A 12914-nucleotide genomic window follows, 5' to 3' on the forward strand; every position below is an offset into this window, starting at 1 on the left:
TTTGCCACGTATAAATTGTGCTTTCTCCAATTCCATATTTACGGGCTAATTCAACCGCTGGAACTCCCGCTCCATACTCTTTCAGCACGGTGATAATTTGTGATTCACTAAACTTTTTCTTCTTCATTTGTTAACTCTCCTGGTCAGTAATTTACCAAAAAACTCTATTTAATGGTTGGGGTATTTTACGGGAGGGTTACCTAAGCATTTTGAGCAGTTTTTCCAGGCTGTATATATTGAACAATCACTTGATGTTGCTTTGCCCAACTAAGAAAGTGTTTTGACAAGTTCTCTGGGCCATTATCTACCCGAATAACGTTGGGATAACCTTTGATAGCGGTAATAGTATCAAGCCATCGTGTCACACGCTGTGCAGGCATTGAGAATCCAATTTCAATACCCAATCCTTCGCGGTTATAATTATCAATGACGTTGACTGTAGGTAAGCGTTTTCCAGTAAATAAAGCATCGCTCATAAAATCTAATGACCAACATTCATTTAAGTACATCGGCTGCCTAAGCGATTGCTTTAAGCGAGAAGGCAATCGCTTTTTATTCTTTCGTTTGAGATTTAATCGTAATTCGCAATACAAGCGATAAACTCTTTTATGATTTATCATATAACCTTGGGCCTTTATCATTTGAAATAGCTTTTTAAATCCATACCGTGGATGTTCAGTCGATAATTGTTTTAATAATGCTTTAATGGCTTCATTGGCTTGAGTTAGCCTCGATTTGTAATCGAAATTTATACGATTAATTCGAGCTACACGGCAAGCACGATTGATGCTAATTTGTTTGGCCGCCACTAATTCTTGCGCAATAATTCTTCGCTGACATCCACGCCTAACTTTTTTTCGAGGACCTCCCTTAAAAGTTCATGGTCTAAACTTAATGAAGCATACATCCTTTTTAATCGAAGATTTTCATCTTCCAGCTGTTTTAAGCGTTTAAGTTCCGTAACACTCATACCCGCATATTTTGATCTCCAAGCAAAGTACGTGCTTTGGCCCATTCCATATTTTCGGCATAAATCGGTAATCGGAATACCCGCTTCCCCTTCTTTTAATATCGTGACTATTTGCGTTTCGGTAAATTTTTTCTTCTTCATTTAGAATCTCCGCTGGTTATTAATTTAACAGAAACTCTATTTCTTACTTGCGGCAGTATAGGGGAGACTTACCGTATCCATACCATTCAAACGGATAATGGCCATGAATTTCAAGCCAAATTCCATTGGCATGTCGAAGATTTAAGCATGAGGCATGTTTATATTAAACCAGCCATGCCTCATCTCAATGGTAAAGTAGAGCGTTCGCATGGGATTGATAAAGAAGAGTTTTATCAAATGCTTAACTATAAAAACGACGTCGATTTAGATAAAAAAATTCGTGAATGGGAAAATTTTTATAATTACCAACGACCTCATGGTTCTTTAAAAGGTAAAACTCCTTATGAAATTCTAAAAATTAAACTTTCTTGTTAAAATTAGGCTGTCAACCTTAGTTATTTTCTTAAGCTTATTTTTTAGAGATTTTTATGCAGCCATTTAAAAAACTCGAAGTGTAGCAAAAATCTTTATTTGGAAATAGAGATTGATCCCAAAGTAAGTCTGAAGCTCCTTTTGTTATTTCTAACGCAATACCTATTTCTTTATAGGCATCGATATTGTTATGATAAAAGTTGTAGTTTACGGTATCAAACAACTGACATATTCGTGGAAATTTTTGTTTGTAATGAGAAGAATTATTCTTTATTGTATCAAATAAAATTTTTAGCTCTCGCTGATCGGTTAAAATATCTCGAGGTTCCTTGTTCATAGGTAACCCTTCTAAAATCGAAGGAAAGGATAGCGAATAGTAAAGAGGGGTATTTTTTTGAATATTAAAATAGGATGGATGCATTATAGTAGGTAAGTATTTTAGCTTATAAATATCAATAAAAATTTCCTTAAGAATTTTAGTTGGTGCAATAATTTGTTCTAAATTCGCTGAAGAAAAACCAGGTAATAAACCGACAGCTATAGCAAGCAAATGTTTTGCAGTACTTAATATATAGGGGCGAGGCTTTAAATTTCTACAACCAATAGCAGTCATAAATTCTTGCCATGTCAGTTCAAAATTGTAAAAATTACTATACCCCGGAGTTAATTGATTATGATAAGCTTTAGATAAAAAGTTAAAAAAAGGAAACCAGTTAGGGTTAGTGCAATTAACTTCTTCAAACCAGCTTTTAGTAAAAAATAACACCTGGTTATTCCATTGGTTAATATAATTCGGATGGTTACTAATAGATGTAAAAATACCCCAATGATCAGATAAAGAAATAGGAGGATCTAACTGCATATTTAGATATTTTTTAAGCCTACTATACCCGCCTTTATTAGCTATTTTAGGCACTAAAAATATGGAACGGGCGCCACTATTAATACTAAAATTTGGTTTTTCTTTATAATCGTAAATAGTTTGCATAATCTCTTGTAAGCCAAATAATTGTCCGGGCATTAATAATTTTAAAGGAATGACACGGTTTTTGTTAAAGGGACAATAAACCTCTATTGCTTTATTTAGGAGTAAACCCAATGGAACACTGGCGTAGGAAAGTTTATCTTTTAAAGAGCTATTTACTAAACTGATAGACACATTTGTTTTTTTAACGTAACTGTATACACTAAGTTCACCATTATTTACTAAAGTAGAGCCATAGGGGTAAACTACCTTAATAAAATTTGGTTTCTTTTGAAGTTTTATTTTTTGAATACAATTAAATAATTCCACATTTGTTTCTTTAATAACTTTTTTTATTTCTCCCCAAGTAACTTCTGAAACTTTAAACTCATCCAAGCTTGTCTCTGGCATAACTAAATTAACCCATTTAATGAAAATTAAAAAAGAATCTATTTTTAATTATTATCTTTAGAATGTTTTAATTGTGAGAAGAGTTGTAATGACTTAGAATTTTTATTGACCGTAAATATTGATCCACTGATCCGAAAAAGTCAATATATTAAATTTGATCTTATTAATTTAAATTATATCCTAACATATCGCGTTATAATTTCTATTACATTTTTTTATGTAAAATTTTATAATGATTTTTTCTGTAGCATTTTTAGCTACAGAAATTACTGCTAAAAAATAGAATCCTATAGTTATGCACAAAGTTTAAATAAATTGAATCTTAGCATACAGTAATATTTAAATGTGGAGTTAGGACGATGCTTAATAAGAGAAATAGCGTTAAGTTGATTCAATCGTTTTTGATAGTGATTTTGTTTCTCATTTTTTATAATAACATAATGGAATTAAGAATAAGATGTACGATACAATTAGATTACAGCGCGTGAGAATATTACATTTTCGGTACCCAAAATGTCGTGTAATTCAACATCCATGACGTTCAACGGTGCTTTGGGTAGTGTTTGCTTTGTGTTGCTAAATTTTTTCAATTAGCATCGACCCTATTAAGTCTAAGTTTATTTTTTCTGTAATTTTGCGGTTTATTTTATAAGCTTTCATTTTATCTCTTAATATTCCCTCAATATATTTCTCTAAGAAATTCAATAATGAATTAATCATTAATAAATAGTTCTATTGTAATTTTTAATTGGCAACTAAATTAAAAACAGTTTTATATTTAGTAATCAGTTAGCCTTTGGTGGATTGATTTATCAGGACTTTGTCCCTCTTGCTATGTAAAGGAGCTCCTAATGAAAAGTAAAGGTATAAACAAATGTTGTTTTATTACCCTTGCAATAGGATTTAGTTCAATACTTTTAAAAGCGAATGCAGAAGTTCTACCTATACCGGCTCGTTTTTCGGGAAACGTTTATGGTAGTACGAAATATGTTGTGGGTCAGGCTGATGCGATGCTGCCTTTAGTAGGAGATGCTCAGCATAACTTTTATATTGATCCTGCATTAACTTCAGGAAGTAATTGGGAAGGTCATGGAGATTTAGGGTTAGGGTATCGCTGGATTCAAAATGGTTCAGCGATATTAGGTGGTTATCTTTTTGGTGAATATAATCGAATGGATAATAATGTGCGTATATGGACAATGAATCCAGGGATAGAAGCCTTAGGTTCTCGTTGGGATGCCCATCTTAATGGGTATTTTGTTATGGATAATCGGAGTAAAGTTGTTGGAACTGATTTAGAGTTTGTTAGATTTCGTGGCCATTCGGCAGTTTATAACCTATTTGATGTAACCCAAAATGTGGGAAATGGTGGTGATGTGAAACTGGGTTACCAACTCTTTCCTAAAACACCTTTAAAAGCTTTTGTAGGTAGTTATTTTTTTAGTCCAGCAGAAACAAAAAATATTTTAGGTGGAGCAGTGGGCTTAGAATATTGGGCGAACCGAAATGTGAAAGTTTTTGCTAGTTATACGTACGATAAGTTACGGCGTAGTGTGGGTTCTTTAGGGTTAGGGGTTGAATTGGGAGGTACGCACGTCCATCGTAGCGATCCTTCCATAGAAGAACGAATCACTGATCCATTAGAGCGTAATTTAGCTGAATTAGGGGGTTCGGCGGCGTTTCCGAGTCAAATGAAAAGAAAGCTAGTACGTACGATAGGTGATGGGGGCGATGGAGAAAATTCCAGGAATTAATGCTTTTTTTAGCCAAACCGGTACGCCTAATAATGGCGGGGTGGGTTTGACCTTGGGTAATTGTACCTATGAGAATCCTTGTGGCCCCACTGATCTAACTAACGAAGCTACGCAAACCTTATCCGGTTATCTTCCAAACACGAAGATGTACTTTTTGGGAGGGACATACACGGCGTTAGATGTTCCTGGAGGAAGCAACCCGGTCACGATCAGGGCCGGACAAAGTCTTACTTCGTATCCAGGGACTCCGATTTCTACGCTGAGTGGAGGACTTATCATGGAAGGCAATAATAGTGTAAATAATATGAAACTTGCTCCGACGCCTAGTACCCCCATCGGCATCAGTGGTGCTCCAAACGGTAACGTATTGATTAATGGCAGCGAGATTGGAAGTGCAGAAGCTCCATACGTGACCGGAGTAGAGCTGACAGGCAGTGCACAAACAACGTTAGACAAAAGTAAGGTTTTTGGTTCTACAGGAGTAAGATTTTCTGAGGCTACTAGCTTGATCAGTAATGCGAGTGAGATCAATGGTACTGTTTCAGGTATTGAGTCAACGGGTAGTGGACTTATTAATCTTACTAATCAAAGCTCAGTTAATGTAACAGGAGAAGATGGTTTGGTTGGAGTGAGTTCTACTGGAGAGGGCGAAGTGACTGTCAGTGGAGCAAGTTCAATTAATGTAGATGCGACGGGCAGTGCGGTTGGTTATTCAAGTGGTGGTAGCGGTGCAGTCAACTTTAGTGGAGGCAGTGCAATTAATGTGAAATCGACTGGCGGTCAAGCCATAGGAATTCATACGCTTACAAGCAGCGTTGCCCCTGTAATGTTGGATGAAACACAAATTAAGGTCGATGGCCAAACCAGTCCTATTGGGGTACTCACCGAGGGAGAAGGAAGTTACACAGCTAGAAATCCTAAAATTGAAGTGATCGGTGGTGCTTCAGCTCAAGGAGTTCTTTCCTCAGGAAGTGGTGCTATTAAAACAGAGGCAGGCACAATCACGGTAGATGGAAATGGACAAGCCGCGGCCACAGGGTTTTCAACCACGAGCACGAGTAGCGGCAACGTCGAACTCAAGGGAACAAAGATTAATGTGTCGGGGGGTGATAGAACGCGAGGACTTGACGTCGGAGGAAGTGGACCTATTGAACTAACAGGTCAAAGCTCAGTTAATGTAACAGGAGAAGATGGTTTGGTTGGAGTGAGTTCTACTGGAGAGGGCGAAGTGACTGTCAGTGGAGCAAGTTCAATTAATGTAGATGCGACGGGCAGTGCGGTTGGTTATTCAAGTGGTGGTAGCGGTGCAGTCAACTTTAGTGGAGGCAGTGCAATTAATGTGAAATCGACTGGCGGTCAAGCCATAGGAATTCATACGCTTACAAGCAGCGTTGCCCCTGTAATGTTGGATGAAACACAAATTAAGGTCGATGGCCAAACCAATCCTATTGGGGTACTCACCGAGGGAGAGGGAAGTTACACAGCTAGAAATCCTAAAATTGAAGTGATCGGTGGTACTTCAGCTCAAGGAGTTCTTTCCTCAGGAAGTGGTGCTATTAAAACAGAGGCAGGCACAATCACGGTAGATGGAAATGGACAAGCCGCGGCCACAGGGTTTTCAACCACGAGCACGAGTAGCGGCAACGTCGAACTCAAGGGAACAAAGATTAATGTGTCGGGGGGTAATAGAACGCGAGGACTTGACGTCGGAGGAAGTGGACCTATTGAACTAACAGGTGCAGGTTCAATCACAGTAAATGCAGTTGGTTCTTCTGGAATTTTGGGAATTTCAAGAAACAGTGGATCCACTAGTGATATCACGTTGGCGGATAACTTTTCAGTGGATGCAATAGGAGGTGAAGGTACAATAGGAATTTCTGATGAAGGAACAGGAACTTTCACACTAGGTGACGAAAATATTATAAGTGCTATGGGAGATACTAATATTACTGCATTTTCCAAAACAAGTGCTGGAGAGGTTAACATAGGCAGTAGCAAACTGATGGCAAATGCTCCAGCAGGACAAGCATTAGGGCTTTCAGCAGATGGCCCTGCTGTTATTAAAATGAATGGAACACAAATACAAGTGGAAAGCGGAGGTGGGAGAGGCGCTTGGTTCAAACAAACGAGTAAGGGTGAGTTAACCAATACCATAATCACGGCGCCCAACCGAGCATTAGAGGTTCAAGATAGAAGTCAGGTTACAGTTACTGGAGGTCATTTTACTGTGGGAAATAATCGCGCAAGTGCGATTATTTCTGGTCCAGGAACTAGTACTATTAACATAAGTGGCACTAGGATTGATGTTACTGGGGCTGGTATTCCTCCTAATGCAGAACTTAATGGGATAGCCAAGAACCGGGCTGGATCTGGTGCGGTGAGAGCAAAAGATTTAATTATAAATGTGTCGAGCCCGACTACTGGCACCTCTCGGGGGGCGACTACAACTGAACGTACAAGCGGCGTGTTTACTATAGAAGGATCAAAAATCAATGTGAAGGGCGGCAATACTAGTGAGGGGCCCAGCGGCCCAGTTGTTCCACGGGGTGGCCCCATAACATCAACTAATAACACCTGTACGCTAAATGGACGATCAGTAAATTGTAACTCTTAAGTTTAAACAGAATAGTCAGAAACAAATTTATGTTTTGCAGTCTTCTTTATAACTAGGACAAATCAGCTAATAGTTGATAAATTTTTTCAATCATACTATTAAATAAGGCTACTATTCACTATTAATAATGTTTATAAAAATCAGTTAGCCTTTGGTGGATTGATTTATCAGGACTTTGTCCCTCTTGCTATGTAAAGGAGCTCCTAATGAAAAGTAAAGGTATAAACAAATGTTGTTTTATTACCCTTGCAATAGGATTTAGTTCAATACTTTTAAAAGCGAATGCAGAAGTTCTACCTATACCGGCTCGTTTTTCGGGAAACGTTTATGGTAGTACGAAATATGTTGTGGGTCAGGCTGATGCGATGCTGCCTTTAGTAGGAGATGCTCAGCATAACTTTTATATTGATCCTGCATTAACTTCAGGAAGTAATTGGGAAGGTCATGGAGATTTAGGGTTAGGGTATCGCTGGATTCAAAATGGTTCAGCGATATTAGGTGGTTATCTTTTTGGTGAATATAATCGAATGGATAATAATGTGCGTATATGGACAATGAATCCAGGGATAGAAGCCTTAGGTTCTCGTTGGGATGCCCATCTTAATGGGTATTTTGTTATGGATAATCGGAGTAAAGTTGTTGGAACTGATTTAGAGTTTGTTAGATTTCGTGGCCATTCGGCAGTTTATAACCTATTTGATGTAACCCAAAATGTGGGAAATGGTGGTGATGTGAAACTGGGTTACCAACTCTTTCCTAAAACACCTTTAAAAGCTTTTGTAGGTAGTTATTTTTTTAGTCCAGCAGAAACAAAAAATATTTTAGGTGGAGCAGTGGGCTTAGAATATTGGGCGAACCGAAATGTGAAAGTTTTTGCTAGTTATACGTACGATAAGTTACGGCGTAGTGTGGGTTCTTTAGGGTTAGGGGTTGAATTGGGAGGTACGCACGTCCATCGTAGCGATCCTTCCATAGAAGAACGAATCACTGATCCATTAGAGCGTAATTTAGCTGAATTAGGGGGTTCGGCGGCGTTTCCGAGTCAAATGAAAAGAAAGCTAGTACGTACGATAGGTGATGGGGGCGATGGAGAAATTCCAGGAATTAATGCTTTTTTTAGCCAAACCGGTACGCCTAATAATGGCGGGGTGGGTTTGACCTTGGGTAATTGTACCTATGAGAATCCTTGTGGCCCCACTGATCTAACTAACGAAGCTACGCAAACCTTATCCGGTTATCTTCCAAACACGAAGATGTACTTTTTGGGAGGGACATACACGGCGTTAGATGTTCCTGGAGGAAGCAACCCGGTCACGATCAGGGCCGGACAAAGTCTTACTTCGTATCCAGGGACTCCGATTTCTACGCTGAGTGGAGGACTTATCATGGAAGGCAATAATAGTGTAAATAATATGAAACTTGCTCCGACGCCTAGTACCCCCATCGGCATCAGTGGTGCTCCAAACGGTAACGTATTGATTAATGGCAGCGAGATTGGAAGTGCAGAAGCTCCATACGTGACCGGAGTAGAGCTGACAGGCAGTGCACAAACAACGTTAGACAAAAGTAAGGTTTTTGGTTCTACAGGAGTAAGATTTTCTGAGGCTACTAGCTTGATCAGTAATGCGAGTGAGATCAATGGTACTGTTTCAGGTATTGAGTCAACGGGTAGTGGACTTATTAATCTTACTAATCAAAGCTCAGTTAATGTAACAGGAGAAGATGGTTTGGTTGGAGTGAGTTCTACTGGAGAGGGCGAAGTGACTGTCAGTGGAGCAAGTTCAATTAATGTAGATGCGACGGGCAGTGCGGTTGGTTATTCAAGTGGTGGTAGCGGTGCAGTCAACTTTAGTGGAGGCAGTGCAATTAATGTGAAATCGACTGGCGGTCAAGCCATAGGAATTCATACGCTTACAAGCAGCGTTGCCCCTGTAATGTTGGATGAAACACAAATTAAGGTCGATGGCCAAACCAATCCTATTGGGGTACTCACCGAGGGAGAGGGAAGTTACACAGCTAGAAATCCTAAAATTGAAGTGATCGGTGGTACTTCAGCTCAAGGAGTTCTTTCCTCAGGAAGTGGTGCTATTAAAACAGAGGCAGGCACAATCACGGTAGATGGAAATGGACAAGCCGCGGCCACAGGGTTTTCAACCACGAGCACGAGTAGCGGCAACGTCGAACTCAAGGGAACAAAGATTAATGTGTCGGGGGGTAATAGAACGCGAGGACTTGACGTCGGAGGAAGTGGACCTATTGAACTAACAGGTGCAGGTTCAATCACAGTAAATGCAGTTGGTTCTTCTGGAATTTTGGGAATTTCAAGAAACAGTGGATCCACTAGTGATATCACGTTGGCGGATAACTTTTCAGTGGATGCAATAGGAGGTGAAGGTACAATAGGAATTTCTGATGAAGGAACAGGAACTTTCACACTAGGTGACGAAAATATTATAAGTGCTATGGGAGATACTAATATTACTGCATTTTCCAAAACAAGTGCTGGAGAGGTTAACATAGGCAGTAGCAAACTGATGGCAAATGCTCCAGCAGGACAAGCATTAGGGCTTTCAGCAGATGGCCCTGCTGTTATTAAAATGAATGGAACACAAATACAAGTGGAAAGCGGAGGTGGGAGAGGCGCTTGGTTCAAACAAACGAGTAAGGGTGAGTTAACCAATACCATAATCACGGCGCCCAACCGAGCATTAGAGGTTCAAGATAGAAGTCAGGTTACAGTTACTGGAGGTCATTTTACTGTGGGAAATAATCGCGCAAGTGCGATTATTTCTGGTCCAGGAACTAGTACTATTAACATAAGTGGCACTAGGATTGATGTTACTGGGCCTGGTATTCCTCCTAATGCAGAACTTAATGGGATAGCCAAGAACCGGGCTGGATCTGGTGCGGTGAGAGCAAAAGATTTAATTATAAATGTGTCGAGCCCGACTACTGGCACCTCTCGGGGGGCGACTACAACTGAACGTACAAGCGGCGTGTTTACTATAGAAGGATCAAAAATCAATGTGAAGGGCGGCAATACTACTAGTGAGGGGCGCAGCGGCCCAGTTGTTCCACGGGGTGGCCCCATAACATCAACTAATAACACCTGTACGCTAAATGGACGATCAGTAAATTGTTAAAAGAGAGCAGAATAAAAACAGAATAAATAAAACCTCTTCTTCATGTTTAGAGGGCTTTTTATTGTAGAAGAGGTCTGACCACCTTCTAACTATAGCGGTAGCGGTCGTAATACGGTGGGATAGACAAATGATTATAGGTTCTAGAGATATTAATTGCTTCAGCACAAAGAAGTAAAAGATTTCATTTATTTACTACAACTTTATAATCATTGCTTTGTTTCTTACTTAACAGAAAGTAAACAATTGCTCTATACACATTTATTTCGATAAAAACATTGATGATTATTGCCATTGAAGATTAAACGTAAAGCTTCAATGTTATAAAATAAGAAAGGAGTAAATCTGTAAATAATAAATTCATTTTTTTCTTAAAATAAAGGGGAGTATTCAATTAACTGTGTCAACGCTAAACTAAATCAACAATTTTAGGAGTTGACATGAAACAAGCCATACTCAGTAAAGAATTTGAAGCTGAAGCGATAGCACGGCTAAAATCAGGAGAATCGTTAACAGGAAAAGATGGAATATTAACGCCGTTAATAAAACAAATTATCGAAGCATCGTTAGAGGGGGAAATAGACGCTCATTTATCAGAATCTAAAGCAACGGATATCTCAAATCGACGCAATGGAAAAACCAGTAAGTTATTAAAAACGGGGACAGAAAGTTTTGAGCTAGAAACACCCCGAGACCGTTTAGGAACGTTTGAACCACAAATGGTTAAGAAACGTCAAACGGTTTTAAACGAGTCCTTAGATAACAAAATACTGTCATTGTATGCACTTGGGATGAGCTATGAGGCGATCCAAGAACATCTGGCGGATATGTATGGTCTTGAGGTTTCAGCCGCTAAAATTAGCTTGATAAGCGATAAATTAATGCCGGTTATAACGGAATGGCGAAATAGACCGTTAGAATCTGTGTATCCCATCGTATTTCTCGATGCCATGCATTTTAAGGTGCGTATTGAAGGAAAAGTCAGTAGTCGTGCTTTTTATTCGGTTTTGGGTGTTAACAATCAGGGTCGTAAAGAAATTTTAGGGCTGTATCTTTCTGAAAATGAAGGTTCTCGTTTCTGGCTACACGTTTTAAATGATTTGTGCGCTCGCGGAGTTGAGGATATTCTCATTGCTAGCATTGACGGATTAAAGGGTTTTCCTGAAGCCATTGCTGAGGTTTTCCCCCAGACAGAAATTCAGCTTTGTGTGATTCATCAAATCCGTAACTCATTAAAGTACGTGACCAGCAAAGATCAAAAATCCTTTATGGCTGATTTAAAATTGGTTTATCGTGCGAGCTCCAAGGATTTAGCCGAGCATCGCCTATTGGAGCTTGATGAAAAATGGGGTAAAAAATACCCTGCTGTGATTAAGTCTTGGCAAACTCAATGGGAGCGTTTGTCTCAGTATTTTAAGTACCCAGAAGAGCTACGACGTATTGTTTACACAACGAATATAGTGGAGGGGTTTCATCGGCAAGTGCGTAAATATACCAAAAATAAAGGCGCTTTTACTAGTGAAAATGCCTTACTTAAATTAATTTACTGTGCCTGTCAAAAAATACTAGAAAAGTGGTACCAGCCCCTGCATAATTGGGCCTTAATTGCCTCTCAACTACAGATATTTTTTGATGGCAGATTAAATTTACAGTTACGATAAAATTATTAATGACACAGTTTTGTGAACACTCTCCCGGATTATGGAAAATCGAATAAAGCAGTTACAACAACGCGTGTCACACCGATTTCATCTGAAGAAATAGGTAACAGTAAAATTTTGCTAGTAGAAGATAACGTTTTAGCAGCGAAAGCCGCCGCCGGTGTTCTGTCAGAATTTAACTGTACCATTGATATTGCGCCGGATGGTAAAACAGCCATGGAACGGTTACAAAAAAATGTGTATCAATTGATCCTCATGGATATTGGATTGCCTGATACAGATGGAATCGCCTTGACCCACTGTATACGTCTCAACCAATGGAAAAAAACCATGCGACGATTCCTATCGTTGGTTTAACGGCGCATATTGGGGAAAGAAAACAGGAATGTCTCGATGCGGGTATGAATGCCGTTATTCATAAACCCTTAAAAAAAGAAACGGTTCAAGAGTTATTAACCACATTTATGCAGAATGAATCCTCCGATGAGCCCACCGCATCAACACGTTTTATGATCAGAGGCGCAGTAATAGATTTTGATGAAATAAAAAAGATCTTACGGGATGAAAAAGTCATTGAAGAATGTCAACAATTGATGATAACAGGTTTAAGTGAAGATTTAGTAAAACTCGCAGCCGGGTATCAATCAGAAGATTGGGAAAGCATTCAAGCGACTGCACACAAATGGCAAGGCGGTGCTGTTTATTATGGTGCTAAGCGATTGGAACAAGCGTGTAAAAATTTTAATGATTATTGGTCAACGAGTAAGAAAGAATACCTGAAGACCTTGTATCACCAGTTAGTGCAAGAAATGGAAGCGGTTAAAGCGGTATGTAGTCATAAACATAAACAGTTTAAATAATCGCTATAAACACCTAAAAACAAAAAG

The 12914-nt window shown here is 39.1% G+C and carries 10 protein-coding genes and 1 pseudogene; 7 read left to right on the top strand and 4 right to left on the bottom strand.

What is annotated here, in order from left to right; translation table 11 throughout:
* From RICGR_RS08090 to RICGR_RS00015, 3 genes are all read right to left on the bottom strand, one after another.
* Positions 1 to 127, bottom strand: a 127-nt coding sequence (locus RICGR_RS08090) for a transposase (protein WP_040615021.1), incomplete at its 3' end; no start/stop codon positions are given.
* Between the two features lie 73 nt (positions 128 to 200).
* On the bottom strand, positions 201 to 809 hold the full coding sequence (locus RICGR_RS00010) for a DDE-type integrase/transposase/recombinase (RefSeq protein ID WP_006035121.1): 609 nt from the start codon (positions 807 to 809) through the stop codon (positions 201 to 203).
* Complete coding sequence (locus RICGR_RS00015; RefSeq protein WP_006035826.1) at positions 809 to 1111, bottom strand: transposase; 303 nt, start codon at positions 1109 to 1111, stop codon at positions 809 to 811. The genes RICGR_RS00010 and RICGR_RS00015 overlap by 1 nt, the downstream gene beginning before the upstream one ends.
* Before the next feature lie 69 nt (positions 1112 to 1180).
* On the opposite strand from RICGR_RS00015, the pseudogene RICGR_RS00020 reads away from it, so the two are divergent.
* Positions 1181 to 1486: pseudogene (locus RICGR_RS00020) on the top strand (integrase core domain-containing protein); the annotation flags it as partial.
* 34 nt (positions 1487 to 1520) lie between these two features.
* Here RICGR_RS00020 and RICGR_RS00025 read toward each other — a convergent pair.
* Positions 1521 to 2858: a hypothetical protein gene (locus RICGR_RS00025; RefSeq protein ID WP_006035382.1), complete on the bottom strand. Its 1338-nt coding sequence runs from the start codon at positions 2856 to 2858 to the stop codon at positions 1521 to 1523.
* A gap of 851 nt (positions 2859 to 3709) precedes the next feature.
* Here RICGR_RS00025 and RICGR_RS07775 point away from each other — a divergent pair.
* From RICGR_RS07775 to RICGR_RS00055, 6 genes are all read left to right on the top strand, one after another.
* Positions 3710 to 4612: an inverse autotransporter beta-barrel domain-containing protein gene (locus tag RICGR_RS07775; protein ID WP_006035246.1), complete on the top strand. Its 903-nt coding sequence runs from the start codon at positions 3710 to 3712 to the stop codon at positions 4610 to 4612.
* Positions 4590 to 7226, top strand: coding sequence for a beta strand repeat-containing protein (locus tag RICGR_RS00035; protein ID WP_006034817.1), 2637 nt, complete (start codon positions 4590 to 4592; stop codon positions 7224 to 7226). Before RICGR_RS07775 ends, RICGR_RS00035 begins: the two co-directional genes overlap by 23 nt.
* Positions 7227 to 7432: 206 nt before the next feature.
* A complete protein-coding gene (locus tag RICGR_RS00040; RefSeq protein ID WP_006035127.1) occupies positions 7433 to 10369 on the top strand; it encodes an inverse autotransporter beta-barrel domain-containing protein in 2937 nt (978 codons plus the stop codon).
* 437 nt (positions 10370 to 10806) lie between these two features.
* Positions 10807 to 12027 (top strand): IS256 family transposase, encoded by a 1221-nt coding sequence (locus tag RICGR_RS00045; protein WP_006034785.1) that lies wholly within the window; start codon positions 10807 to 10809, stop codon positions 12025 to 12027.
* 21 nt (positions 12028 to 12048) lie between these two features.
* The gene (locus RICGR_RS00050; RefSeq protein ID WP_040615030.1) at positions 12049 to 12384 is read left to right on the top strand and encodes a response regulator; all 336 of its coding nucleotides are present in this window, start codon (positions 12049 to 12051) and stop codon (positions 12382 to 12384) included.
* Positions 12345 to 12887 carry an Hpt domain-containing protein gene (locus RICGR_RS00055; protein ID WP_040615031.1) on the top strand — a complete coding sequence of 181 codons (543 nt, stop codon included), beginning with the start codon at positions 12345 to 12347 and terminating at the stop codon, positions 12885 to 12887. The genes RICGR_RS00050 and RICGR_RS00055 overlap by 40 nt, the downstream gene beginning before the upstream one ends.
* Positions 12888 to 12914 lie beyond the last annotated feature (27 nt).

The organism is Rickettsiella grylli, assembly GCF_000168295.1.
Classification (GTDB): Bacteria; Pseudomonadota; Gammaproteobacteria; order Diplorickettsiales; family Diplorickettsiaceae; genus Aquirickettsiella; species Aquirickettsiella grylli.